Origin of the sequence: Paenarthrobacter sp. A20, assembly GCF_024168825.1 — a bacterium.
Classification (GTDB): Bacteria; Actinomycetota; Actinomycetes; order Actinomycetales; family Micrococcaceae; genus Arthrobacter.
The window spans coordinates 766,465-791,919 of the sequence record NZ_JALJWH010000001.1 but is presented as its reverse complement, the minus strand read 5'-3'; the positions used below and the strand labels follow the sequence as shown (position 1 = coordinate 791,919).

The following is a 25,455-nucleotide window of genomic DNA, read 5'->3' as shown; positions in this document are numbered from 1 at the left end:
TTGAAGCGGGGGCATGATGGCGGTTTTCGTACTGATACACGGCGGTGGTTCCACCGCGTGGGACTGGCATCTGGTCAGCCCACTGCTTGAAGCGTCCGGACATGGTGTGGTGGCCGTCGACTTGCCCATCGAAGATGTTGATGCCGGACTCGAGGACTACACCCGCGCAGTGGCGGAAGCAGTTGGTGATGCCCGGCACACCATCGTGGTGGGGCACTCGCTGGGTGGCTTCACGGCACCCTTGGCCTGCGAAGAGCTCCACTCCGACGGTTTGGTGTACCTCTCGGCAATGATTCCGATGCCGGGCGAGACCTTCGGCGACTGGTGGACCAACACAGGACATGACCGCGAGACCATCCCCGAAGAGCCATATTTCAATCTCGTCCCTACAGATCTAGCACAGCAGGCCGCCGACAGGGAGCGCGACCAGCAAGGTGCCTGGATGTCAGGACCTTGGCCAGGCAACCATCCGGACGTGCCGACCTTGGGGATTCTGTGCCGTGACGATCTGTTCTTTCCACCGTCGTTCATGACGCGCCAAATTCGCGACCGTCTGGGAACCGAACCGGTAGAGATCCCTGGCGGTCACTACGCCACACTGAGCCATCCGGCCGCCGTGGCCGCGGTCCTGAACGACTTCGCCCAGCAGATCGCTGGAAGCAAGGTGCGCGAGAACTAGCTCGAATATGATCGGGGGTGCAGCATCGCACAAGGAGGACCTCCATGACAGCCACCTCGATCAGCGAGTACATCGACCAGTACGACGGCGACGTGCGGCAGCGGTTGTTGGCCGTGTACGACATGATCCGCTCGGCCGTGCCGGACGACGCGGTGGAATCGATCAGTTGGCGCATGCCCACCTTCAAGCTCGGCACCGAGCCGCTGTTCTTCTTCACCGGAACAAAGCAGCACATCGGGTTCTACCCGACCCCGGACGCAATCGCGCATTTTTCGGTGGAGCTGGCCGACTATGGAACCACCGGGCACGCCATTAAGCTGCCCCATAAAACCCCGCTCCCCACCGAGCTGATCCGCGACATCATCGCGTGGCGACTTCAGCAGCTGCCTTCCGGCGGGGCTTGAGTTACTCGCCGATGCGTCACCAATAGGCTGCGTCACCTATAGAAGGACCGCTTCCATGTGGCCACCGGCGAAGGCCTCATGCCCGAATCGTACGAGGCACCCCGCGAGCGTTAGCGGCACCGCATAGGCTTGGACCATGCTGACCCTGGTCCTTGGACTTCTCTTCGCGGGCCTCTTCCTTGCCTCGTTTCAGTCGGATCGGCGCCGGCTCCGGAATGGCGTGCTCCTGCTGGTAGCGGCGTGGTTCCTGCTGCAGGCCCTCCTGGACTTCCTGATTGACCTGAACCCTTGGTTCGAGTGGCTGAACCTGGTGGTTTTGGTGGTGCCCGTGGTGAGCATCTTCGTCTTTGCCGGCTTCCTGATCGCCAACGGGATCACCATGGTCCGCAGGGAAGGCCCCGGCATCAGCAGTTTCCTGCCGATGGCTGTGGGAATGGCGGTGTTCCTCGCGCCGGTTGTCGCCTTCCTTTTCGTGCTGAGCGGGCAGCCTGTGTTGGCCGGCCTGGCCGCGTTGGCGTTCTTCCTTTGCGCCTATTTGGGATGCGCGTTCGTGGTGTTCCTGGGGTATGCCTTGGTCTATTCCAGGATGCGCTTCACTCCGAACCCGGCAGCGGTGATCGTCCTGGGCTCCGGCTTGATCGACGGCAAGGTCCCGCCTTTGCTCACCGCGCGCCTGAACAAGGCTTTGGAAATTTACGACGGCGTCACACCGGTCAGGCCCGTCCTGGTGCCTTCCGGGGGCCAAGGCCCGGATGAGCCGCGGCCGGAGTCCTCGGCATGAAGGATTACCTGGTGGCCAAGGGCGCCGCTTCCGGCGACGTGTTGGAGGAGGACAAGGCCACCACCACCCGGGAAAACCTCGCGTATTCCGTTGCGCTGCTGGCCGAAAAAGGTGTCCAGGGGCCGCTTCTGGTGTGTACCAACAACTACCACGTGCTCCGCGCCGCCCTCCTGTCCCGTCGGCAGAAGATCAACGCGGAGGTGGTGGGTGCTCCGACTGCCAGGTACTTTGTGCCCAGCGCGTTCCTCCGGGAGTTTGTGGCCGTGATGAGGGACAACCGCCTGACGAACATCATTCTTTGCCTGCCGATGTTCGGGATTGCCCTGCTCATCACGGTCGCACTGATGAACTCCCCGGTGGTGTGACTCTTACCTAAGGTTTAGAGTTCAGGGTTTGGGGAGTCCCGTAGTGAAGGTGTGGCTCCATTCAGTGGTGGCGCCTGCAGTGAGGACGTACCCCTTCATGGGCGCGGCGGTAACGGTCACCGTTCCAGCGGGTTTCCTGTACGTCCCGCCGGCGATTTCCTGGCCGTCCACCAGGTAGGCCACGCCCTCGACCGACGGAACAAGGTACGAGTCCTGACCCTTGCCGGGCCGGTCCGTGAAGGTGACCGCTGCCGGCGTCGTGGTGTCATACCGGAGGCCGAAGCCCAATGGCAGGAGGACGCCGTCGCCGTCGGCTTCAGGGATGTTGACCGGAAGCTTGCCGCCGGGGTTGACTGCACCGGAGATGGCACGGACCACTCCGTGGAAGTTGACCTTGTTGACTCCATAGCTGTTGAGCACGGCGTCGGCGCCGGGGAAGACGCTGATGTCGTAGGGATTGCGTGTGGCGACGACGATCACAGGTGTTCCAGTTGCCACCAGTTCTGCCACCATCTGCTGTTGTGCTGCGTTGGCGCTGGCGTTGTAAGAGGTGAAGACGACGGCGTCCACGCTGCCCGCGGCGGCAACGGCCCGGGCACGGTAGGCGGCGGAGGGTGAGCTTCCGTTTTCGTAGTCCTCTGTGACCGTGAAGCCCTGCTCTTTGAGCATGGGACCCGCAATTTCGGGGCGTCCCGAACCGGCGCCCACCATGAGGACAGAGCTGCCGGAAGCCAGCGGCAAGACCTGTTCCTGGTTGCGGAGCAAAGTCACGGCGCGGTCGGAAATCAGGTTGGCGGTGGCCAGGTTGCCGGCCGTGCCAACGAGCTGATCCACGGTGGCGGGATCTGCCAGCGGCTGCTCGAAGACGCCCCGCTTGACCTTCCACTCGAGGATTCGTCGAACGGACTCATCGAGGCGTGATTCGGTGATCTCACCGGACTCGACGGCGGCACGAACCCCAGCGAACGACGCGTCCACGTCGGGGGAGTTGAGGAGGATGTCGGAGCCGGCCTGGATTGCCTTGACGGCGATTTCTTCCTGGGGCCATTCGGCAGCCATCGCGGCCATGTCCAGGGCGTCCGTGGTGACCAGGCCCTTGAACCCCAGCTCATCACGGAGCAAGCCGGTGAGCACCTTGTGGGACAGGGTGCCGGGCATCTCGGGGTCGATGGCTTCCACAATAATGTGTGCCGTCATGACCATGTCCACCCCGCCGTCAATGGCGGCTTTGAACGGCTTCAGGTGCTGGTTCAGGGTTTCCCGGTCGTAGGTGACGGTGGGCAGCCCGTAATGGGAATCCACTGAGGTGTCACCGTGGCCGGGGAAATGCTTGGCTGCCGCGCCAACGTTGTGTTCCTGCAGGCCATCGATCTGGGCAACCCCGAGTGCGCTGACCAAGGCAGGGTCTTCTCCCATGGACCGGATGCCGATGACCGGGTTGTCCGGGTTGGAGTTGAGGTCCAGCACGGGCGCGAAGTCAACGTTGATGCCCATGGCACGCATCTCCGAGCCCAGGATTTTGCCCTGTGCCCTCGCCAGGTCCGCATCTGCCGTGGCTCCGAGCGCCATGTTGCCCGGGAGGACCGTGGCCGGTGATCCGATACGGGCAACCAGGCCGCCTTCCTGGTCGATGGTGACCGCCAGGGGAATCCCCGTCCCGTCCTGGCGCAGCGCAGTCTGTTGCAGGCCGTTGGACAGCCCGGCCACCTGCTGGGGGTTGTTGGTGTTTCCAGACCACGCAAAGTAGAGGACGCCGCCAAGGTTGTACTTTTCCACCACCTCGGCTGGCGTATTGACGCCGTACCGCTCTTGGTTGCTTGCCGCCATGGAGGTGTCATCTGCCGATGAGCCGTACACATGGGTCCACGTCATCTGGCCGATCTTTTCGTCCAGCGACATGCCTGAAATCATCGCCTCGATGTCAGGTGAGGCGGCGACCGTCGTCGTACGCGCGGTGGTGGGCACGGCGGCCACTGCGGCGCCCGCGCCAGCCATTACCCCCGTGCCCGTCATGAGCAGTGCCGTGGCGGCGGCCGTCATCAAGGTTGTTCCTTTTCTGTGCATGCGAATCCCAATCCCAATCGTGAGTATTCCGGTTGGCCTAGCGTGGCCCGTTGTAGAGGAGATATTGGCGGGTATCGCGGACGAACTGACCCAGTTCCGCCCGCCAGCTTTCCGTGATGGTCCGGGCGTCAGCGCCGGCGTCGAGCTGTTCGGCAAAGCGCGCGGACCCGCTGAGCAGTCCCATCCAGCGCCCTCCGTCGCCACGCCAGGCGAAACCTGGATAGAGGCGCTTGGCTTCGACCAGCATGTGCGTGCCGATTTCCAGCGCTTCAACCCGCGAAGCATCCGTGATGTGCACCTGTACCCCTCCACAGACGAGGCCCTGGTTCTTCGAAAGCGTCGGCTGGAAGTAGGCCTCGCGGAAAGTGACGCCGGCAAGGCCCTTGCTGTTCAGCGCCTCCGCCCAGCGGTAGTCCACATAGGGTGCGCCGATGAGCTCGAACGGCCGGGTCGTCCCGCGGCCTTCGGACATATTGGTGGCCTCGAAGAGCGCAGTTCCCGGGTACAAGGCAGCCGTTTCCGGAGTGGGCATGTTGGGGCTCGGCAGTATCCATGACGCACGGCTGTCCGGGCCGGTCATCTCACGGCGCCAACCTTGGACCTCGACGACGTGAAGGTCCTGGAGAGGCCTGAGGCCGGCGGCCGGCAAGTGCACGGCGTTGAAATACTTGGCGAGTTCGCCGACGGTCATGCCGTGCTGGAGCGCGATCCCCAGCTTTCCCACTCCGGACTCGAACCCGGGTTGAAGGACGGGGCCCCGTGCCTGGCCCCCAACCGGATTCGGACGGTCCAGGACGACGAACCTGGCACCCGTCCGGGATGCCGCCTGCATGGCACCCCACATCGTCCAGATGTAGGTGTAGAACCGCGCCCCGACGTCCTGGATGTCGAAGCAGATGGTATCCACGCCGGACTTTTCGTAGAAGCCCACGTAGTCGGCCACCTCGGCGCCATAAGAGTCATAGACGGTGATCCCGGTGCGGGGATCAACGGAGGTCCCTTCGCTGGCGCCATCCTGGGCGGTGCCGCGGAAGCCGTGTTCCGGGCCGAAGACCGCGGCCACCTCCACGTCCTTGTCCGCCATATCGTCAACGATCGAGCGGAAGTTCTCCAGGACTCCGGTGGGATTGGTGATGACTCCCACCCGGCGGCCGGCGAAGATGATCCAGTTGTCGGCGGCGGCAATGTCGGCGCCATTGACTGTGGCTCCCGGCTTTCCGGGGCGGTCGGCCTGAGGGGCGGCGGCGGCGCTTGGCGCGAAAGGTGCGACGACGGCGGCAGCGGCGGCCAGCCCCGAGGCATGGATGAGTTTTCGGCGGTTGAGTGTCATGGGGAGCCTTTCCTGATGAGCAGAAGTGCATGACAACTTTTGTGACTTGGATTACATCGACCGTATTCGCTCACTGGGATTGCGTCAATCGTTTACCTTTGTGCGAGCTGTTGTGTAACTTATTTACATGCGCTGCCTGCGGCTGCGGGTCGGCCCGGGACGCCAGGAAGGAAACACCATGGAACACGCAGAAAGCGCGCAGTTGTCACGGACTGTGCTGGTGCGGATCCGTTCCGCCTTGCCAGCGCTGCGCCCCTCCGAGCGGGCTGTCGCCGAGTTGGTCCTGGCGGATCCTTCCCGGGCGGCCATGATGTCCATTGGTGACCTTGCCGAGCAGGGTGGAACGTCCACCACGTCAGTGGTCCGCTTCTACAAGAAGGTGGGCTACCGCGGCTACTCGGACCTGCGCCTCGACCTTGCCCGGGAGACCGCCCGCGAGAGCCTGGCCCACAACGTGTCGGCAGAGGTCTACGAAGACATCAACACGTCCGACTCGCTGCGCGACATCGTTTCCAAGATTGCCTTAAACGAGACCATGTCCATCGCAGATACAGCGCAGGTGCTGGACGTCGGCAAGCTCGCTGAGGCAGTTGACGCGATCTCCCGCTCGCGGAAGGCCGATATCTTTGGAGTTGGCGCAGGAGGCCTGGTTTGCCAGGACTTGCAGCAGAAACTGCACAGGATCGGCGTGACGTCCTTCAGCTGGTCAGACCCCCATGGCGCCTTGGCCTCTGCAGCGCTCCTGGACGACGACGGCGTTGCTGTCGCCATCTCGCATTCGGGGACCACCGTGGATACGGTCGACTTCCTGCTGGCAGCAAAAGCGGCAGGAGCCACCACCATTGCCATCACCAACCATGCCAACTCGACCTTGGGGCGGGCGGCCGATATTGTGCTGGCCACCGCCGCGCGCGAGACGCCTTTCAGGTCCGGTGCGATGGGCAGCCGGATCGCCCAGATGATGGTTGTGGACTGTCTCTTCGTGGGAGTTGCCCAGCGCTCCTACGAATCATCGGTCACGGCACTTCAAAAAACGCACGCTGCTGTCCAGGGCCGGAAACTGCCGCGGGCCAGTTCAACCGACTAGGTCCCGACGCCGCGGGCTACTGCTAGTGGACGGGCTCGCTTTCCTTGTCCTCGGCTTGCAGTTCACCCGGCTTCAGCATCGATCCCGACTTGATGGCAAGTACCCCTGAAAGAAGTGCTGCCAGGAGTATCGAGGCAAAGGCCATGAATGAGGACACGCCCATGAGGAAGGTGGCGACGGCAAGACTGAGGGGGCTCGACACTGTTTCCAAGAATTGGACGGCGGTCATGGTCTTGCCAAGATCGGACGCGGGGATCTGTTGGTGAATGAGGGAAGTGCGCCCAATCGTCCACGCAATGCCGCCCGTGCAGACAACGAACAGCGCACCCGCAACGGCAATCCACGACGGGATGAAGAAGAGCAAAGCTCCTCCTGCCATAAGCCACGAGGAACGTTGCATCAACAGGTTCGGTTGCCAAGCGGAGACCAGGCCGGACAATATTGACCCGCAGAACAGTCCCGCAGCCGCAGCCGCGCCGACGATTCCCACTTCCGTAGTAGAGCCTCCAAGGCCAACTGACGTCTGGAAGATCGCGAGCGTGGACAGCGGGGCGGACAGGAAGCCGATGAGGACAACGGTTCCGGCAAAGCGCCACCAACCATTGACTTGGGAGAGTCTTCGGTACCCGGCTGAAAGATCCTTGAAGAAGCCGGGGCGGTCAGGTTGCCTGGTAGGGCGGTCCGGCCACGGCAGAAAATTCATGATCATTGCGATGACGGTAAAGGACACCGCGTCCACGGCCAGCAACCACCAGGGGCCCCAAACGGCACTCAGGGCGCCGCCGATGGCCGGTCCCACAATGGAAGCGGAAGTCCACGCAGTGGACACTGATGCGTTGAACTTGGCTGTGCCTTCGCCGTACATTTTCGGAATGGCCACGAAGGTGGCTGTTCTGGCGAACATGTCGAGGCTGCCGCGCAGGAACGCGCCGAGCACCAGAACCCAGAAGGGTGTGTGCCACGGGCCGATAAGCAGCGCCATCGCGGCAACAACCAGTGCCTGGCCCCAATAGCCAATGTGGGTCATGGTGCGGGGCGACATGCGGTCAGCGAGTCCGCCGATGAGTACTCCAGGGAAGGCCTTGGGCAGCTGTGATGCCACGGCCACGATGGACATCTGGGCGAGGCTGCCGCTCGTTTGGAGGACTATGAGGGGGAGTGCGATGTTGTACGCGCCGCCACCCAGCGAATTCACCCACATTCCGGTCAGGTGGAGACGTCTCTGCCATGTCTTTGCCAGCGACAATTTAATCACCTCGGGATGCGCGGAGAATGATTGCGAGATCGGGCTGCTTTTCCGTCGACACCATCAACCATTGCATGAGTGGGGCCTGCCAAAAGCTGATATTCCACGTGCGGGCAATAATCATATGGAATATGGTGGTGCAGCATGGAACCAGGATCCGGAACCTGCCGGGGAGGACCAATGCCAGTGGGAGTGCGAGAAATTCAAGAAATGGAATGAGTCGGGTCATTGCCCGAACAGGCAGGTCAAATCGCTCCTGCGCAAATGGGTGGCCGGCCGATGCCTTCAAATGCCGGTGGTAAATATGGTTGGCGTCGCCACGATGGACCCAGGCGTCGAAACCGTGGATGAGCTTGGATAAGCCTGCCTGGGTGTAGGGCAGGTACAGGGCCACGCGCGAGACGGAGAGCGGCAGGCTGGCCGGCTGCCTGTTCGCCGGCGTGGACAGCTGACTTGTGAGAAGTACGACCTCGATAAACGTGTCGTAAGGCCAACGCCCTGGAAGTGACCGGGCATCCGCGGCGCGAGTCCCCAGGAACACTCCCAGAGCTGTCCGCCGAAGCCACGGCGCGTGCCTTGCGCCAGGCCCGCTGTACACCTCGCTCGTCGCCGCGGCCGCCAACAGGAGGGCAGTTGCCGCGCGTCGGGCAGCCCACTGCTTGCGGGCATCAGAAACTGGATCCGCATCCACGTCCGTCGAAGCAACTGCGGCCCTGTAGTCCTGCGCTGCCGCCGGACCTGGGCGAAGCGTTACCGCCAAGGCGGCGACGATCCACACTCCAGCAGCACGAACCTGCCGGGACGTGACTGATCTAGCGCGAAATCGACGGAACATAGGTGTACACGACTTCCTTTTCCTCAGGCATTCCCCGAACGGTGGTCTCCACAAGAATGTCCATCCTGCCCAGTGGAATGTTGGGCAGATGGGCGGGTGCCCGGACCTCATCGAAAGGTTTCCACCTGTTTCGGCGAAGACGGTTCTCAATTCTCTGGCAAAGGACGCGCTTTGGTTGCTCGTCAGCAGCCATGAAAATGTTGGCGAACATTGCCCCGGCCCGGAAGAACTGGGTTGGCAGGCAGTTGGCGGGACCGCACGTGACCACGGTTCCGTCCGACAGGTGAAATTCGACCGCGAAGCGTGACACCCGGTCCCCGAACTTTGCGTTGAACATGTTGTTGGATGCGATGGGCCAGAAGTTCCTGTTGGCGATGGTGGCACCGAGGGATGCGACTACGTAGGCGCCAGTCAGGGTCACCAGCACCTTCCCTGGATCGCAGTCAGGAACACGCAGCACAGCGCTTGTTCCTGGCGAAATCTTCGAACTCGGACGACAACTCCAGGGAGTCGAACACCAGCCTTCTGCCGTCCAGGTTGGTGGATCCAGTGAGCAGGTAACGGAACACCTCCATAGCGGCAATGGAGGCCACGATGGCGTTCAGGGGGCCAAAGCTTGGGGCTTGGTATGCAGTATTGAGGTTTGCCGTGGTGAGCGACGCCCTGGAGTTGGTGCGTACGTCGTTGTCAGTTGCTGCGCATTGCAGGCAAGGGGTTGTGCCGGGCCTGACAACTGGTCCCACCACGCCGCGCGTGTCCTGGTATCCGGCACAGGTGAACGGCGTGCCGGTGGCGATGGAGGCCTCGTTGGACCACTCAAGCACTTCCTGGGGCGTGTCTGCGGATACCACTACGAAGTCTGCGTCCTGAAAGATCGGCAGAAGATCTTCAACGCCGGAGATCATGGCCGCGACTTCAACCGTGTTGGTGGCCGGAGCCCGAAGCTGAAGGTTCCGTGCGGCGGCTTCGATCTTCGAAGCGCCAACGTCTTGTGCCGTAAAGAGGTATTGCCGGGTGAGGTTGCTTTCTTCCACTGTGTCGCCGTCGACCAGCATGATGACCCCCACCCCCGCTGTTGCGAGCTGCATGGCCACATTCGTGCCGATGCCTCCAACGCCGATGAGCGCGACTTTCCGGCTGCGCAGCAGATCGCTTGCGCCCGGACCTGTGCCGTGGGCAAGTTCGAAGTAGAGATCGTGGCGGCTGTACCGGCCGGTGAGGTCGAACCTGTACGGGACCAGAATGTCAGCCTCGATGAGCTCCTCAACGATCTGCCCGGAGTCGCCACCAAGCAGGTCCTGTGCCTTGGCGCCCAAGTCATCCAGCGTCCGGGGGTGCGATGCAAAGCCGAGCAATTCGGCGAGCCCAGGCGGGGCGTCCTCAATTTCAATTGCGTTGGGCGGTGCCAGTCCGATGTGTACGGCCGTCTCCGTTGTCACAACCGGGAGGGACTGTTTGAGTGAGTAGGTAGTGGCTGCCAATTCTTGCCTCCAATGATGAGTGGGGACCACGCATTGCGTGGTCCCCACTATTTCTGCTTGGTTCAGTTGAACACGAAGTTCAGCTTGGAACGGCGCTTTGCCAGTCGCTTCAGCTTAAGCATTTGATTCACTCCTTTGTTTTATAAACTCGCTGGACGGAACGAATATACGACGCTTGTTGTGCGTATGACAAGTTTGTCGATTATTTATCCGCGTGTCGCGTCCGTGTCGCCGCCGCTGCCGTGGCGAGGTATAGGGTCGACTTCATGTTTAAGCTCGTCGCTCCGGATGTCTCTTTCCACCAGTCCTTCCTTGAGTCCCACCGCGAGTGGGACGGGGCTCATCAGGACGGCGCAGGGGTATTCATGGCGGACGACGTCATCACCCCCGAAGGGTTCGCGGCGTGGATTCGGCAACTGGAGGACGCCGCGCAAACGGCGGAGAAGGACGGCATTGTTCCCTGCACCTACCTCTGGATTACCGAAGGCTCACGGTACGTGGGCGCCATTGCATTCCGGCACTACCTCACCCCCGCACTCCTGAACTCCGGCGGGCACATTGGATATGGTGTCCGGCCCTCGGATCGCGGCCGGGGGGCGGCGTCATGGGCCCTGCGGGAGTTGTGTTCCCGCTTGGCTGCGCAGGGAAGGCCTGAGCGGGTTCTGCTGACCTGCGACGATACGAACGCCGCCTCCGCCAAGACCATCGAGCGTGGAGGTGGGGCGCTCGAGGACACCCGGACGGATGCGGATGGACGTCTGTTTCGGCGCTACTGGATCGATCTGGCACCTGTTCATGTTCCCGTCACCAACGGTTGTTAGGCTGCCGCGCACTACACGGCTGACCAGGAGGACCGCATGACGGAGGCAAATCCACTATCCGCATCACTGGATAATTGGTGGGTCAGGGACAACCTGCGTGAGACCATCGACCACCTGGTGGAGCTGGGATACACCATCAGCGGCGGGCAAGGCGAGGACCCGGACCTGATCGATCCCGGTGGATCCGCTGTTGAAACCTGGAACGAGGATTATCCGTACCAGGAGCGGATGACCCGCGACGAATACGAAATCGAGAAGTACCGCCTGCAAATCGAGTTGCTGAAGTTCCAGTATTGGGGCCAGGACCGCGGACTCAAGCACGTGATTGTCTTCGAGGGCAGGGACGCCGCCGGCAAGGGCGGCACCATCAAGCGCTTCACGGAGCACCTGGACCCACGCTCCGCCCGGACAGTTGCTCTCGCCAAACCTTCGGACCGCGAACAGGGCCAGTGGTACTTCCAGCGCTACATCCAGCACCTTCCCACAGCCGGTGAAATCGTCATGTTCGACAGGTCCTGGTACAACCGCGCCAACGTCGAACGCGTCATGGGCTTCTGCACCGAGGACGAATACGACACCTTCATGGGGCAGGCGCCGGTCTTCGAAAAGATGCTGGTGGACGCCGGCATCCATGTGACCAAGTTCTGGTTCTCCGTGACCCGGCAGGAGCAGCGCACGCGCTTCGCCATCCGCCAGATCGACCCCGTCCGCCGCTGGAAGCTCTCGCCCATGGACCTCGCGTCCTTGGACCGTTGGGAAGAATACACCGACGCCAAGGAACAAACGTTCCTACATACGGACTCGGACCACGCGCCGTGGATCACCATCAAGTCCAACGACAAGAAGCGCGCCCGCATCAACGCCATGCGCTATTTCCTGAACCAATTCGACTACGAGGATAAGGACACCTCGGTTGTCTACGACGCCGATCCGCTCATCCTCCGCCGCGGCCGGGACGCTGTAGGCGACTAACGCTGCAGGCGACCAAACGCCACACCACGACGTCGGCACTCACCGTGAGTGCCGACGTCGTGCTCCCTATTCGGTGACCTCGTCCTCAATGACCGGGTCCTTCAACAGCAGTGCAGTGCCCTGGAAGGCGGGCAGTTCGAGGAAGAAGCTGTGGAGGTCGTCCACTTGGCCGACATTTTCGCTGCTGAAGAGGTCGTGCACGGTGGCGCCCGGGACCAGGTGCGGTGACTGGATGCTGCCGGCAATGTCCTGGTCGGAGAAGTTCAGGACGGTCACCTGGAGAGCCCCGTCGGCGAGCTGGTTGACCATGACCAGCAGTCCACGGTTGGACACGTCCGGCACGTCCAGGAGGGTGCTGGTGGCGATCCCCGACTCTTCCCGCACTGTGAGGATCTGCTGCAGACGCCGCGCGTAGGAGGTTGAGTCCTTGAGCTGTTCGGGCAACGGACCATAGAGGCTCCGTGCGCGGGGCATGCCGGCCAAGGAGGTCTTCGCGTCGGGGCTGGTGCCCATCAGGTCGTGGGCTCCGCGGTTGATCCAGCGGGTGTCGCCCTGCGAAGTGAGCTCGCGGACCGTCTCGCGGTCAATGGCTGTGATGCCCGTGAGGTCCCAGCCGGAGAGTGCGAAGACGCCAGGCTGCAGTGCGTTGTACATGGAGAGCAGGACGTGGGCGTCCAGGATCTGGACCTCTTGCTCCTTGGTGATGGCGTCCGGATCCTTGATGCCCAGGGCCGCCATGATGAAGCTGACCGTGGTGCAGGCGATGCCGTTGGTGGTAAAGACCGCGTTGTACGGTCCGTTCTCGCCGGTGAGTCGTTCCCGCATGGTGTTCTGGACCTTCTCGGCAACCTCGGCGCCGGTCAGTTCCTCACCGCCAAGTTCGAAGACGTCGTCCCTGTGCCCTGCAGCAAAGTGGAGCAGTTCATAGGTCAGTTCATCGTGGTTCTGGAGGGCGTGGACCAAGGAAGCCTGGTCCACGCCAATTTCCATGGAAAGCCTGAGCATCAGCCGCAGGAACTCGGTATCCCCGATGACCAGGGCGTAGTGGTAAGCGGGCCTTGTGATGAAGTCGTAGGAGAGGTCCGGGCCGGACTCGGACTGGATCTTGATGTCATCGATGGTGAGGTTGAGTTCCTGGAAGGAGAACCCGCCCACCTTGCGGATCATGGAACCGATCAGTTGGTTGGCTGCCTCGGACAGTGGGTGGCCCTCGGACCAGCCGGGCTCTTCCTCCGCGCTCTTTTCGACGCCGAGGAAGCCGTTGGCATCCAGCCTCAGTGCGCCAGTGCCAAGGTCCAGCAGGGAATGCAGGGCGTCGCCAACTACCAGGCGCATCCCGGCGAATGTTGGGTCGAGCCAGTTGATGGAGGGCTGGCCGGACTTGAAGTAATGGAGGTAGACCCAGCGGCGGGTCTTGCCGGTGGTGTCGACGATCGGCTTGGTGGCGCTCCAGTTGGTTTCCTTGACGCCAGGCTCATAGAAAATGACCCGCTGCAGCCGGCCGATGATGTAGCCCGCCTGCTGCAGGGCCTGCTCCGCATCGGGGCTGATGTTCACGGAGTCCTCGCCCTCGGGGACATCGGGCAACAGGTGCCAGTCCTCCTCCGGGATGTCCACCATGTGGTAGATGCCGGGGTAGTCGCGGAAGTTCATCTCAGCCAGCCGGAAGTCCGCGCCCTTGCCGGTATGCCCGGGAACGATGTCGTCAATGACGGTGCCCCCATGATCGTTGGCAACCTCGCACATCTGGCGGAACTCTTCCTCGGTGCCGAAAGCGGGGTCGATCGCCATGCTGATGCGGTCAAAGTGGCCATCAACGCTGGGCGTCTGCGACCAGCCGCGGATGCCGCCCGCCAGCTTGACCGGCCCGGTGTGCAGCCCACGGATGCCAATCTTGCTGAAGGCATCCCAGAGCTCGGGATCACCAAGGGCCGAAAGGAACGACTGGCCATCCTTGGTGATGAAGGAAAGGGGGTAGGCGGTGAACCAGACAGGTGCCCGCTCCACGGCCGCCCGGGGATTGGGCCTGGCGTAGGAGTTCTGCCACATGCTGGCCTGGCCGGATAATTGGCGGGCCATGGTGTTGGCGTCGCCCAGCATGGACTGATTCCGCAGCCAGTCCACGTACGTCTTGTTCAGGCCGTCAAACTCCAGTGAGGGGCGCGCTGCGAAGAACTGCCGCCGCCGGGCAATCGGCCTGAGGGCCTTCGGCCGGGCCGGATAGAACTGTTCGTCGAACGTGATCTCCGCTGGTTCGCTTGCTGTTTCATCGGGCGTTTCCTGGGGCGTCTCCTCCGAATTTCCTTCAGGGGTTCCGCTGATTTCTGACACGCTCTCGTTGACTGCAGGCTCCCGCACAGTTTTCTCCTTTACGTGGTCGCCGCGTCAACGCCGACCGTCCGAGGGGGTCGTTCAAGAGGTCACGTACCCGGGCATGCCCGGCTTAATCATGCTAGTCGGGGGAGCCTGCCGTTTGTCTAACCAGGGAACAAGTAAGTCTCGTTATTATGTGTCGGGTTGACGTTGGTCGCGCTGCGGTGGCCACGATGAAGCCCGACGTCGGCACTCGGGTGGGTGCCGACGTCGGGCTCGGAATCGTGCGGGCCGGGTGTGGGGCTGTCAGTACCGCCACACCACCGTGTAGGCGTAGCCGTTGCCGTTCCGGACACACCCCTCGACAAGGCGCACGTAGGAACCGAATCCGGGCCGGGCGGCATCCAGGTTCGACTCGCACGTCGCCTTCGTGTGAAACCAATAGACGTAGGTGCTGGCCGCCTCGGCCGGGGCAGCCAAAGCAATTCCACCGCCCGCCAGGATGGAGGTTGCCGCGAATATGGACGCAATCTTCTTCTTCAGGTTAGTCATTTCGATAGAGTAAGCATCCGGCCCGAGGCAGTCAACGGTCCGCGAAAGCCCCTCCGGCCCTATGGCCGGCGCCGAACAGCCATTACCGTGGCTGGTGAAGATCGGAGGACACATGAAAATTGTTGTTATCGGCGGAAGCGGCCATATTGGCTCCTTCCTCATTCCCAGGCTCGTCCGCAGCGGCCACGAGGTCATCAATATCAGCCGCGGGACCAGCACAGCATACGTTGATGCGCCCGAGTGGCAGCAGGTCCGGCAGGTCGTCGCGGACCGCCGCCTCGAGGACCGGGAGGGCATCTTCGGTGACAGGGTCGCCGACCTGGGAGCCGACGTCGTAGTTGACTTGGTGTGCTTCACGCTCGACTCCGCCACGGCGCTGGTGAACCGGCTGCGCGGCGAGGCGGGGCACCTGCTGCATTGCGGGTCGATCTGGCGTTATGGTGCCAGCCGGAAGCTGCCCATCTCAGAGGGGGCGGACTCCACCGCGGAGCCGCTGGATGAATACGGCATCCAGAAACGCGATATTGCCCGGATGCTGAAGGATGAGACGGCCTCCGGAGGGCTCATCACCACGTCCCTGCACCCCGGCCACATTGTCGGTCCCGGATGGCATCCCGTGGGGCCGCTCGGAAATTTCGATCCCTCCGTGTGGCAAAAGATCGCGGCCGGACAGCCACTGCAGATTCCGGGCAGTGGCACCGAGATGATGCACCACGTCCATGCGGACGACCTCGCGCAGGCCTTCGAGGGAGCCATCCTGAATCGCGACGCGGCAGCCGGCGAGGACTTCAACATCGTTGCACCCGCAGCTTTAACGGTTCGCGGCTACGTGGAAATCGCGGCGTCGTGGTTTGGGCGGGAACCGCACTCGGAGATGATCAGTTGGGAGGACTTCCGCCAAACCACCACGCCTGAACATGCCGACACCAGCTGGGCCCATCTCTCCCGCAACCACTGCCTCACCATCGAAAAAGCCAGGTCCCTCCTGGGCTACGCCCCCCGCTACGAGCCGGAACAGGCCGTTCGTGAGGCGCTGCAGTGGCTTATTGGGAACAACAAGCTTCAGGTTCAGGCTTCCCTTGATTCCACGGCGTAACGCTCGACGCCGGGACTCGCCTCAGTGCTGAAGGACACTAAACCTTGTCCTTCAGTGCCTCCGTGCGTTCGGTGATGAAGGCCTTTAGCGTGTCCGTTTGCTTGGCCACGTCGGACGCTGAAAGGTTGTCGCTGGTGGGCACGGAGGCGGCGATCTGGTCGAGGAGGCCCGCGGCCTTTCCACTGGCGTAGAGCTGCTGGTAGAGATCCTTGTAGGCGTCGTCGTACAAGGTTTTGAAGTCGGCCGACGCCAGGAACCGTTCCTTGAGCTCGTTCCCGCCCCGCCCTCCGCCAGCAGCTCCGCCCATCCCAGGGAACGCGTCGGAGCCCGCGGGGTCCCCGCTTGGTGGAGTGAGCCCGGATGGTGGGGTGAATCCGGATGGCGGCTGCATCCCGCCTCCGGCACCCTCACCGCCACCCCCGATGGACACCTCCTGGTCCGGGGTGGCTGTGGCGTCCCCTGCCAGGGCCAGGTTCAAGTCCCAGGAAATGATGGAGATCTTCTTGGTGTCGAGGTTGTACCAGAGGTAGTAGTTTTGTCCGGGCCCGGCCATGTCGTCCCCGTTGACCAGCAGGTTCATGGTGGCGGCATAACGCGCGAACGACTCCACGTCCACCCGCTCTGCCAGCCCCGCATCGAACTCTTCGTCGCTGGCCTCGGAGAGCCACTTGAGGAACGCCACCACCGGCTGGAAGTCAGCGGTCTCTTTGGCGTTCAGCTGTTTGAATTGTTCCTCGTAAGTGGCCAGGTCATCGCCTTGATAGGTGAAGCTGGATTCGGCATCTGCCTTGAACAGGACACCCGGGGTGTCGAAGAGGGCATCTGCGTATGTCTCGCCAGGGTTTTCCACCAACAGCCTGGTTTGGGTTGGGCCGCCGTTTACGGAATACGTGGTGTAGGCATAGCGTTGTGTGGCCTGCCCGCTGGCTTGGGTCATAGCCAGGGCCAGGGCCTCGTTCAGGACAGGCGAACCCGGGCGAAGCGAGAGTTGGGTCAGCCCCTGGTACGTCTGGTTATCCACGTATTTCCCGAAATCGATCAGCAGCGGCAGCGACTCCGGGACGTCTGAGGAGATGCCTGAGGACGTAGCATTTCCGCCGGGGCCGCTTCCATTTCCGCTGAGGCTACGAAGCGTGGAGTTCCCTTTAAGCCGCACGCCGACGGCGGAAATCATTGTTCCGTCGATGGTGATATCGGCTTTGATCCATTCTTTGGAACCATCGGCCTCATAAGCTGCGATCATTTTCGCGTACGCGGCCTCGTCCCACTGGATGCTGACCGTATGTGGGGAGCCGGCGTCGAAAAGGGTGGTGGCCGCCGTCGTGCTTGCTGCGGTGCCGGTGGAGACGCTGGTGCCGGCCGCTTGGGTCCCGGCGCCCGCGCCGCACCCTGCGACGGCGAGTGTCACGGCAAGGACGGATACGGCGATAACGGTGCGTGGTGTGCGATGCATGGACGTTGGCTTTCGGCTAGGGGTCCTTCCTAGGTTCCCTATGATGCCTGTGACTCTGCTGTGCCGTACCAGTGCGGGCTGTATGTATTGGCGTCTGTACAACAGCCACCCGAAGTCCGAAGCTTAAGGGGCCACAAGGGGGAGCTAAATGTACAAGGTGCCGAAGAAAGAAGTCACAGACAGCCGCTTGGACCATGGATTCTTCATCCTGGGCGGAGCGGCTGCCGTGTGGCTGGCGTTCCTGTTGGTGGGGGAAAGCTTCCATCTGGGATGGGGCCAGATCTGGTTCTCCGTGGTGTTCTGGGCATTCCTGGCCTATTTGCTGCTGCCACGGCTGCACCGGATTCTGACCACCATTTACGTTCCCGGCTATTTCATTGGCCGCGCACGAACCAGCGATGGCCTTCTCGGGGATCCAGTGAATGTTGCCCTTCTCGGCGCTGAGCCCCAGATCCACGCGATCATGCAGTCCGCCGGGTGGACGATGGCCGACGACGTAACGTTTGCCAGCAGCCGCCGTATTGTCAGCTCCACCATTTTCCGCCGGAGCTACACCGAGGCACCGGTCAGCCCTCTGTACCTCTTCGACCGGCAACAGGACTTTGCCTACCAACAGGAAGTGGACAACACCCCGGGCAAACGCCACCACGTCCGCTTCTGGCGTTGCCCGGAGGGATGGCTCCTGCCCGGTGGCCACAAAGTGGATTGGCTGGCTGCCGGAACCTATGACCGCAGCGTCGGTTTCTCGCTGTTCACCCTCCAGATCACGCACAAGATCGAGCAGAACACCGATGTGGAACGCGACCACATCGTTTCCACGGTTTCTGCCGTAGAGCCCGCTGTCACCGTGCAGGTCATCGAGGACTTCTCCACCGGCTATCACACACGCAACGGCGGCGGTGACTCGATTTCCACCGACGGCGACCTGCCCATTGTTGACGCACGCCGCGTGCCGGTCCCCTCCGGGCAACCGGCCAACAGGACTGACAGCCGCGATAGGCGGCCGGCCCCCACGATGATGGGCGCGGCACTGGTGGTTGCCAGGGCGGTCGCGGCGTTGGTCCTATCGATCACGCTCCTGACGTCCGGCGGAGAGCTGGATGGCATCACCTTCGATGACGCTTCCTCGGACCCTGAAACCACGACGGCGGCCCTGGTCACCGTAGCGGTCATTGTGCTGCTCTTCGGTCTCGGCGAAGTCTTCCTGGCATGGCGGATTTTCCTGGGCAGCAACGGCGCCCGGGTGATCGCCATGGCCCTCAGTTCCATCTCGATCCTGGTTCAGGCAATCGACTACTCCACGGGGACCGCGAACCTCACCTTCGAGGCGGGACTCTCCGGTCTGGCCTCGGACATCCTCGTGTTGCTGGCGCTCTCCAGCCAACGGGCCAGGGTCTACGCGAAGCGCCAACGCGTTCCGGCTCTTCCTCCGGAGCTGGTCAACCGGCGTGTGCCGTCCTGACCTTCTTTGACTTTGCGGGACCGGGACACGCCGTCCCCCAGTAGCCGTCCCCCAATAGCCGTCCCCGGTAAAGGATCGACGACGGCACCCACGCGAGTGCCGCCGTCGACCGTGTGGGCCGTAACCTATGCCTCCAGCGTCAGCCTGGTGGCACCGGGCTGTCGCGAGGCCTGAAGCTCCATCAGCCCGGACCGCAGTTGGGGATCCAAAGCGGCATCCAGGATGGTGAGCGCCAGGACGGTGGCGCCGTCGATGACTGCGTCGTCGGCTTCGGGCGTGATGGCGGCTGCCGTGAAGTCCGGGTGGTGGGGCACCGCGCTGCTGTTGCGGACAACCACCATGCCGTGGACAGACGGGATCACTTGGGAGACGTTGCCCATGTCCGAGGAGCCGCCACCGAAGACAGGGGTGTGATCCACGGGCCGGCCTACTGCTTCCATGTTGGCGTCCCATGCCTTACCCAGTCCGGCGTGCGTGTCCAAGGGGGCGTAGGGGTGCTCGGTCTGGCAGTGCGTCCACGTGCAGCCGGTAGCGATGGCCGCTCCCTCGAAGCAGGCGAGAACGCGCCGCTTGAGCTCGCGCCAATCGTTGAGGTCTCCGGCCCGGACCTCCACCTGCACCGTGGCGTCACCAGCGATGACATTGGTGGCGCCGCCGCCGTGCGAGATGAAGGCGTTGGTGTTGGAGTCCTCCGGCAGGTGCTGCCGCAGGACGGCCATGTTCATCAGCGCCAGGCTCGCTGCTGCTCCCGCGTTGATGGCCTTGTCCGGCGCTCCTGCGGCGTGGGCTTCGCTGCCCTTGAACTGGACCTCGAAGCGTTCCACGGCCGCCATGCTGAACGCTGATGCGCTCCGTTCCGTCCCGGTCATCCCGTGAACCATGAGCGAGAACGCGGCGTCCTCCCAGGCGCCTGCCTGCAAGAGGGACACCTTGCCGCCGCCATGCTCTTCAGCCGGAGTGCCGAGCAATTTGATGCGCAGCCCGGCGGCGTCCGCTACGGGCTTGAGGGCCAGCGCTGCGCCGACGCCTGCTGCGGCGATGATGTTGTGCCCGCATGCGTGGCCCACTTCCGGGAGGGCGTCGTACTCTGCGCAGATCACGACGGTCAGTTCGCCGCTCCCGTAGACGGCCTCAAGCGCCGTCGGCACACCATAGGCGCCTTCGATGACGTCGAAACCGCCGTCGCGCAGGACTTCGGCCGCGGCCGCCGCCGATTTGTGTTCTTCCCAGGAGACCTCGGCCAGCGCGTGGACCTTGTGGCTGAGGTCAAGGATGGAAGGCCCGACGGCGGCCACGGACTCCCGTACGGCGTCGCGCAGTGTCTGCCGTGAGGTGATGTCGATTGAAATTGTCATTGTTTTCCTCGCTGGTAGTTGTAGTCGTGTCAGTTGACGGGTTCGAGGGCGTCGCCTGCCCGGGGTGCGGCCACGGCTGGTGCGGCCATTTCCTTTGGTGGTGCAGCCTGACGGATGAACAGGACGGCGATGGCGAAGAGCACGCAAAGGCCTGCACAGATCCACCACACGGCGTGGAAGGAGAACTCGGTTGCGGCGCGTGTTCCCGTAGCCGTCGGGGTTGTGAGAGCGGACATCAGCAGCGCGAACAGCGCTCCGGCAACACCGCCGGCAGCGGTACGGGCGGTGTTATACAGGCCGGACGCGATCCCCACAGAATCCGCCGCCGCGCGCTGGACCACCAAGGTTGGCAGGGTGCCACTGACCAGTCCTGTACCGAAGCCGGCAATCACCAGCCACGTGGAGAAGGTCACCAGGCTGCCCGGCGTCAGGATCATGAGGGCATAGGCCACGGCGCCGAGCGCTCCGCCGAGGGCAACGGTGCGGGTGCCGCCCAAGGCGCGGGAAACGCGGTCGCCGAGGGAAGCCCCAAGGAAGGCGGCCAAGGCCATAATGCTGAGCATGGTTCCGGCAGCAGAAGCTGCGGCACCGAAGCCAAAGCCCAAGGTGGCGGGATCAGAGCGCAGATACACGGAGATGGGTGCCTGTGCTCCGAACAGCTGCGCCCCAAACAGGAACGCGACCACGATCGGCAGCCCAATTCCACCGCGCAAGAGCATGGTGAGGTCTACCAGAGGGTGTTCGATCCGGCGGGCGGAAACCACCCAGGCAGCCAGGAGCGCAACACCGGCCGCCATCGCAAGGGCAGTCGTCGTTGGCGGCCAGGTCGCCAGGTTCGAGGCTCCTCCAAGCAGGGCAACCAGCCCGGCTCCAAGAAGCGCGGCCCCCAGGTAGTCCACCCGCCCTTTGCTCCGCAGCGGGGTCTCCTTGACGAACATGGCGATGCCCGGGATGCACAGGGCCATGAAGATTGCGGGCATGAGCAAGGTGATGGACAGGCTCCCCGTGGCGTCGAGGACGAGGCCTCCGAGGAATCCGCCGATCGTGGCGCCGAGGGTCAGCGCGGCGACCAGCCGGCCGATGCTCCGACCCGAGCGTTCCGAATCGCGCTGGTGGACGATGGCGAATTCCAGGGGGAGGAACACTGCCAGTGGCGCCTGGATGGCCCGGCCCAGCAGGAACAACTCGTAGTTGGGGGCAAACGCCACAAGCACTGAGGCCGCGGCGACAATTGCCGTGGAGATCATGAGGATTCGCTTGTGGCCGTGGATGTCGCCGAGCTTGGACAGCAGCGGGACTACCAAGACGGTAGCCAGCAAGTACGCGGCGCTGATCCAGTTCAGCGAGGCAGCCGAAACTCCATGGTGTTCACCGATGGACGAGAACAAAGGATTCAGCCAGCCCTGAAGAATGCCGCTGCCGAGCTCCATGACCACCAGGAAGCCGACGGCTCCTGCGGCCTTGGTGGAAGTCTGCGCAGTTGTACGCATGTGCGCTCCGATGTGTGAAGTGAACGGGATCACAACATCATGGAAGTGCCGTGTTTCCGTTGGATGAAATCGCAGGTATTCATGAATATCCTTATCTTCATGCAGGAATACATGCTCGATCCCCTTGAGGAACGCATCATCCATGCTCTTCAGATTGAAGGCCGCGCCCCGTGGAGCGAACTGGCTCCGGTGATCGGCGTGGACCCCGTAACGCTGGCAAGGCGATGGGACTCGCTGCGGGAACGTGGACTCGCCTGGGTGACCGGCATCTTCCCCAGTGGGGCCTCGGCGCTCATCGACATCACCTGCATCCCGCAACAAATCGGTGACGTGGCCCGGCAAATTACCCGGATTCCCTCCGTGCTGACCCTCGACCACACCTCCGGCGGGCGCGACCTTCTGGCGACCATGCTCGCGGACAACCCTTTGGCCATCTGGGATGCGGTCACAAATCAGATCGGTGCGCTCGAGGGCGTCCGGAACACCCAGACGCATCTGGTCACGGAAATGGTGATGGAGGCGTCCGACTGGCGATTGCGCGCGCTGACTCCACCCGAAGTGGCCAAAGTACCCAAACCGCGCCCGCCCCGGACAAGGGCCCCGCGGACGGTGCACCCCGACGTCGAAGCGGCCCTACGGCACTGCCTCACCGAGGACGGAAGGCGGCCCGTCAGCCACATCGCCGCAGAACACGGCCTCAGCGAGCAGCGGGTCGCAGATGGGCTGGCCCGCTTGCGGGCCGACGGGCTGCTCCGCATTCGTACCGATGTTGCCCGGAGCGTCACAGGCTGGCCCGTCTATGCCTGGTACTTCATGCGCACAGCCGCCAAGCACATCCAGCAGATACGCGGGCTGATGGCCCGGATCCCGGAAGCCCGCACTGCGCTCGCAGTGGCCAGCCAGTACAACCTGGTGGTCGCCGTATGGCTGAGGGAGCTGACCGATGTGATGCGCTTCGAGGCAGCTCTGGAAGCGGCCGTTCCCAGCGCGAGGATTGTGGATCGCAGCGTGGTGTTCAGGATGAGCAAGCACCTGGGGCGTTTGATTGATGACGACGGAGCGGCGACTCTCGGTTTCATTCACCCCTGGACGACGCCGGATGGGTCACCCGAACGTGGCTCGCGGCCTGCTTCTGGGGTTAAGTAGAGCTAAACCGTAGGAGGTTCCTGTGCTTGATATCCGTCGGCTGCACATCCTCAAGACCCTTGAGCTTGAAGGCACCATGACAGCGGCCGCTGCCAAGCTGCACATGACTACCTCGGCCGTGAGCCAGCAGCTGGCGGTGCTTGAACGGGAAGCCGGACTGCCGCTCCTTGTCCGCGCCGGACGGAAGGTTCGGCTCACCGAAGCCGGCACTATGTTGGTTGGCCACTACGGCCGCATCGCCTCTGAGGTGGAATCCGCCGAAGCCAACCTGAAGAAGTTCCTTACTGATGTCCGTGGCCGGCTTGCCATCAGCGCCTTCCCCAGCTTTTGCAGCACGGTATTGCCCGCTGCCGTGATGTCCCTGCAGACGAACTATCCGCGCCTGGACGTGACCGTCTCCGACCTTGAGCCGTTCGAAAGCGTCGCACAATTGCGCGCCGGGCACATCGATGTCGCGGTAGTGGACGACCTGCACGAAATACAGGACGAAGGGCTCGTGAAGACCGTTTTGGCGCGTGACGAAATCATCCTCTGTCTTCCCGGGGGCAGGCAGGCGACGGAGGCGGTGACCCTGTCCGACTTCGCGGCTGATCGGTGGATCCTTGACCAGCAGGGCAGTGTGTTCGAGCAGTTCGTGCGCCAAACGTGCCGCGACTCGGGCTTCGAGCCGAACGTTGTCGCGAACTGCCGAAACCTCATGGCCACACTGGGGTTGGTCCGTGGCGGTCTCGGGGTCGCGTTGATGAGTGAGTTGAACCTCGGGCGGGAAACGGAGGATTTGGTAGTCCGCCGGGTGGAGCCGAGCTGTGGCCGCAACATCATCGTCTTGAACCGGACCGCCAGCAAGGAATCACCAGCCGTTGCTGCCGTCCTTGAAGAACTCAGGATCGCCGTGGAAGCACGCCCCACTGCCTGATGCAGCGCACTACGGTACAGGATCGTTAAGCTGCGCTTCACATCGAGTTCAGAAGTTCCCGATAGACGCTGACCCGATCCGCCCTCAAGCTGGGAAGAGACCCCCAACCCTTTACCCCGCGGAGGAACGCCATGGCCTTGAGCGCCCTTGATCTGTTTTCGATCGGGATCGGCCCGTCGTCGTCCCACACGGTCGGCCCGATGCGGGCTGCCCGCACCTTCGTTGAAACCCTTGCCGCTGAAGGCATGCTCGACGCCGTTGATCGCCTTCACGCCGGACTGTTCGGTTCACTGGGGGCTACTGGAAGAGGCCACGGCTCGGACAAAGCTGTCATCCTGGGGTTCATGGGAGAGTCGCCCGAAACGGTGGATACCGTGACGGCGGACCAGAGGGTCGAGGAGGCCACAGAATCCAGGAAACTCCTCATCGGTCAACGCCGGATGATCCCCTTCAACCGGGGCAAGGACGTCACGCTCCACCTGCGCCAATCCCTGCCGGCCCATCCCAACGGCATGAGGTTCCAGGCCTTCGACCACGACGGAAACGTGCTCGCCGAGCAGACGTGCTACTCGGTGGGCGGCGGTTTCGTGGTGGACGAAGGCTCGGTGGGGGCCAAGCCGCAGAACGACGTCCAGCTCCGGTTCCCGTTCACCAGCGCCGAGGAGTTGTTGTCCCATTGCGACCGCGAAGGCCTGTCCATCAGTGACATTATGCTGGCCAACGAGCGTGCCTGGCGCAGCGATGAGGAAACCCGCACTGAGTTGCTCCACATCTGGGACACCATGAAGGAATGCGTGGAACGCGGCTGTCGCCGCCCGGAAGAGCACCTGCCCGGCAGCCTCAAGGTCCGCCGTCGTGCGCCCCGTTTGTTGGCTGACCTGCAGGCGAAAGACGACACCAGCGATCCCCTTCGCGCCGTGGACTGGATCAACCTTTTCGCGTTGGCGGTCAATGAAGAGAACGCAACGGGCGGAAGAGTGGTCACGGCGCCCACCAACGGAGCTGCGGGCATCATCCCTGCCGTCCTGCACTACTACATGATGTTCACGCCCGGGGCGACGGAGGATTCGGTGGTGCGGTTCCTGCTCACGGCGGCCGCCATCGGTGTTCTCTTCAAGGAGAACGCCTCCATCTCGGGTGCCGAAGTCGGGTGCCAGGGAGAGGTGGGATCGGCGTGCTCCATGGCGGCCGGGGCGTTGTGCGAGATCCTCGGCGGCACGCCCCAGCAGGTTGAGAACGCTGCGGAAATCGGGATCGAACACAACCTCGGGCTGACATGCGACCCCGTGGGCGGCCTGGTGCAAATACCGTGCATCGAGCGCAACGCCATGGCCAGCAACAAAGCCATCAATGCGGCCAGGATCAGCCTTCGCGGCGACGGTATCCATCACGTCTCGCTGGATGCCGCCATCAAAACCATGCGCGAGACCGGCGCGGACATGAAGAGCAAGTACAAGGAGACCTCGCGGGGAGGCCTGGCCGTCAATGTCATAGCGTGCTGACGTCACCTGGCCCGGCGGTCGTTTCCTGACCGATAGGGTTAATCCGTTCCCAGTCAGCCTGCGTCACCAGCCGGCATTCCAGAGTTACGGATTGAGGAAAACGGT

23 protein-coding genes are annotated in these 25,455 nt (G+C 63.1%); 12 read left to right on the top strand and 11 right to left on the bottom strand.

All coding sequences use genetic code 11. The features are described 5' to 3' along the window. The first annotated feature begins 13 nt into the window (after nucleotides 1-13). The 4 genes from J3D46_RS03785 to J3D46_RS03770 all read left to right on the top strand — a co-directional run bounded on the left by J3D46_RS03785 (nucleotide 14) and on the right by J3D46_RS03770 (nucleotide 2,229). Nucleotides 14-679 carry an alpha/beta fold hydrolase gene (locus J3D46_RS03785; protein WP_231342203.1) on the top strand — a complete coding sequence of 222 codons (666 nt, stop codon included), beginning with the start codon at nucleotides 14-16 and terminating at the stop codon, nucleotides 677-679. A gap of 44 nt (nucleotides 680-723) precedes the next feature. Next, nucleotides 724-1,083 (top strand): iron chaperone, encoded by a 360-nt coding sequence (locus J3D46_RS03780; RefSeq protein WP_231342200.1) that lies wholly within the window; start codon nucleotides 724-726, stop codon nucleotides 1,081-1,083. Nucleotides 1,084-1,219: 136 nt separating this feature from the next. Further along, entirely contained in the window at nucleotides 1,220-1,864 is a 645-nt protein-coding gene (locus J3D46_RS03775; protein WP_253465139.1) for a YdcF family protein, read from the top strand. Beyond that, on the top strand, nucleotides 1,861-2,229 hold the full coding sequence (locus J3D46_RS03770; RefSeq protein WP_253465135.1) for a YdcF family protein: 369 nt from the start codon (nucleotides 1,861-1,863) through the stop codon (nucleotides 2,227-2,229). Before J3D46_RS03775 ends, J3D46_RS03770 begins: the two co-directional genes overlap by 4 nt. A gap of 21 nt (nucleotides 2,230-2,250) precedes the next feature. Here J3D46_RS03770 and J3D46_RS03765 read toward each other — a convergent pair whose 3' ends face one another. After that, the gene (locus J3D46_RS03765; RefSeq protein WP_231342197.1) at nucleotides 2,251-4,269 is read right to left on the bottom strand and encodes a glycoside hydrolase family 3 protein; all 2,019 of its coding nucleotides are present in this window, start codon (nucleotides 4,267-4,269) and stop codon (nucleotides 2,251-2,253) included. A 61-nt stretch (nucleotides 4,270-4,330) separates the two neighbouring features. Then, a complete protein-coding gene (locus J3D46_RS03760; protein WP_231342194.1) occupies nucleotides 4,331-5,623 on the bottom strand; it encodes an exo-beta-N-acetylmuramidase NamZ domain-containing protein in 1,293 nt (430 codons plus the stop codon). A 178-nt stretch (nucleotides 5,624-5,801) separates the two neighbouring features. On the opposite strand from J3D46_RS03760, the gene J3D46_RS03755 reads away from it, so the two are divergent. Next, nucleotides 5,802-6,710 carry a MurR/RpiR family transcriptional regulator gene (locus J3D46_RS03755; RefSeq protein WP_231342192.1) on the top strand — a complete coding sequence of 303 codons (909 nt, stop codon included), beginning with the start codon at nucleotides 5,802-5,804 and terminating at the stop codon, nucleotides 6,708-6,710. Between the two features lie 22 nt (nucleotides 6,711-6,732). Here J3D46_RS03755 and J3D46_RS03750 read toward each other — a convergent pair whose 3' ends face one another. Genes J3D46_RS03750 through J3D46_RS03735 form a run of 4 tightly spaced genes read right to left on the bottom strand, consistent with a single transcriptional unit; the run spans nucleotide 6,733 to nucleotide 10,272 of the window. Next, nucleotides 6,733-7,965, bottom strand: a complete 1,233-nt coding sequence (locus J3D46_RS03750) for an MFS transporter (RefSeq protein WP_231342191.1) — start codon at nucleotides 7,963-7,965, stop codon at nucleotides 6,733-6,735. Continuing rightward, complete coding sequence (locus tag J3D46_RS03745; protein ID WP_231342190.1) at nucleotides 7,958-8,791, bottom strand: hypothetical protein; 834 nt, start codon at nucleotides 8,789-8,791, stop codon at nucleotides 7,958-7,960. The genes J3D46_RS03750 and J3D46_RS03745 overlap by 8 nt, the downstream gene beginning before the upstream one ends. Continuing rightward, nucleotides 8,769-9,212, bottom strand: a complete 444-nt coding sequence (locus J3D46_RS03740) for a hypothetical protein (protein ID WP_231342188.1) — start codon at nucleotides 9,210-9,212, stop codon at nucleotides 8,769-8,771. The genes J3D46_RS03745 and J3D46_RS03740 overlap by 23 nt, the downstream gene beginning before the upstream one ends. A 22-nt stretch (nucleotides 9,213-9,234) precedes the next feature. Then, the gene (locus J3D46_RS03735; RefSeq protein WP_231342186.1) at nucleotides 9,235-10,272 is read right to left on the bottom strand and encodes a TOMM precursor leader peptide-binding protein; all 1,038 of its coding nucleotides are present in this window, start codon (nucleotides 10,270-10,272) and stop codon (nucleotides 9,235-9,237) included. Between the two features lie 266 nt (nucleotides 10,273-10,538). On the opposite strand from J3D46_RS03735, the gene J3D46_RS03730 reads away from it, so the two are divergent. Together J3D46_RS03730 and ppk2 are read left to right on the top strand one after the other, a co-directional pair. Beyond that, nucleotides 10,539-11,093 carry a GNAT family N-acetyltransferase gene (locus J3D46_RS03730; RefSeq protein ID WP_231342921.1) on the top strand — a complete coding sequence of 185 codons (555 nt, stop codon included), beginning with the start codon at nucleotides 10,539-10,541 and terminating at the stop codon, nucleotides 11,091-11,093. Between the two features lie 36 nt (nucleotides 11,094-11,129). Beyond that, the gene (gene ppk2 / locus J3D46_RS03725) at nucleotides 11,130-12,065 is read left to right on the top strand and encodes a polyphosphate kinase 2 (protein ID WP_231342919.1); all 936 of its coding nucleotides are present in this window, start codon (nucleotides 11,130-11,132) and stop codon (nucleotides 12,063-12,065) included. A 66-nt stretch (nucleotides 12,066-12,131) separates the two neighbouring features. On the opposite strand, the gene treS is transcribed toward ppk2, so the two are convergent. Continuing rightward, the gene (treS, locus tag J3D46_RS03720) at nucleotides 12,132-14,423 is read right to left on the bottom strand and encodes a maltose alpha-D-glucosyltransferase (protein WP_231342917.1); all 2,292 of its coding nucleotides are present in this window, start codon (nucleotides 14,421-14,423) and stop codon (nucleotides 12,132-12,134) included. 261 nt (nucleotides 14,424-14,684) lie between these two features. Further along, nucleotides 14,685-14,930 (bottom strand): hypothetical protein, encoded by a 246-nt coding sequence (locus tag J3D46_RS03715; protein ID WP_231342913.1) that lies wholly within the window; start codon nucleotides 14,928-14,930, stop codon nucleotides 14,685-14,687. A 112-nt stretch (nucleotides 14,931-15,042) separates the two neighbouring features. On the opposite strand from J3D46_RS03715, the gene J3D46_RS03710 reads away from it, so the two are divergent. Continuing rightward, nucleotides 15,043-16,026, top strand: a complete 984-nt coding sequence (locus J3D46_RS03710; RefSeq protein ID WP_231342912.1) for an NAD(P)-dependent oxidoreductase — start codon at nucleotides 15,043-15,045, stop codon at nucleotides 16,024-16,026. Between the two features lie 37 nt (nucleotides 16,027-16,063). On the opposite strand, the gene J3D46_RS03705 is transcribed toward J3D46_RS03710, so the two are convergent. Then, complete coding sequence (locus J3D46_RS03705; protein ID WP_231342911.1) at nucleotides 16,064-17,479, bottom strand: CotH kinase family protein; 1,416 nt, start codon at nucleotides 17,477-17,479, stop codon at nucleotides 16,064-16,066. Nucleotides 17,480-17,627: 148 nt separating this feature from the next. Here J3D46_RS03705 and J3D46_RS03700 point away from each other — a divergent pair, with 148 nt between their 5' ends. Next, the gene (locus tag J3D46_RS03700) at nucleotides 17,628-18,941 is read left to right on the top strand and encodes an LssY C-terminal domain-containing protein (RefSeq protein ID WP_231342909.1); all 1,314 of its coding nucleotides are present in this window, start codon (nucleotides 17,628-17,630) and stop codon (nucleotides 18,939-18,941) included. Nucleotides 18,942-19,066: 125 nt separating this feature from the next. Here the strand turns inward: J3D46_RS03700 and J3D46_RS03695 are convergent, their stop codons facing one another. Then, nucleotides 19,067-20,296, bottom strand: a complete 1,230-nt coding sequence (locus tag J3D46_RS03695) for an amidohydrolase (RefSeq protein WP_231342907.1) — start codon at nucleotides 20,294-20,296, stop codon at nucleotides 19,067-19,069. Between the two features lie 29 nt (nucleotides 20,297-20,325). Next, on the bottom strand, nucleotides 20,326-21,786 hold the full coding sequence (locus J3D46_RS03690; protein WP_231342905.1) for an MFS transporter: 1,461 nt from the start codon (nucleotides 21,784-21,786) through the stop codon (nucleotides 20,326-20,328). 81 nt (nucleotides 21,787-21,867) lie between these two features. Between J3D46_RS03690 and J3D46_RS03685 the strand changes: the two genes are divergently transcribed. From J3D46_RS03685 to J3D46_RS03675, 3 genes are all read left to right on the top strand, one after another. After that, the gene (locus J3D46_RS03685) at nucleotides 21,868-22,932 is read left to right on the top strand and encodes an Lrp/AsnC family transcriptional regulator (RefSeq protein ID WP_231342902.1); all 1,065 of its coding nucleotides are present in this window, start codon (nucleotides 21,868-21,870) and stop codon (nucleotides 22,930-22,932) included. 22 nt (nucleotides 22,933-22,954) lie between these two features. Beyond that, nucleotides 22,955-23,848, top strand: a complete 894-nt coding sequence (locus J3D46_RS03680) for a LysR family transcriptional regulator (protein WP_231342900.1) — start codon at nucleotides 22,955-22,957, stop codon at nucleotides 23,846-23,848. A gap of 131 nt (nucleotides 23,849-23,979) precedes the next feature. Beyond that, on the top strand, nucleotides 23,980-25,350 hold the full coding sequence (locus J3D46_RS03675; protein ID WP_231342898.1) for an L-serine ammonia-lyase: 1,371 nt from the start codon (nucleotides 23,980-23,982) through the stop codon (nucleotides 25,348-25,350). Nucleotides 25,351-25,455: the final 105 nt, after the last annotated feature.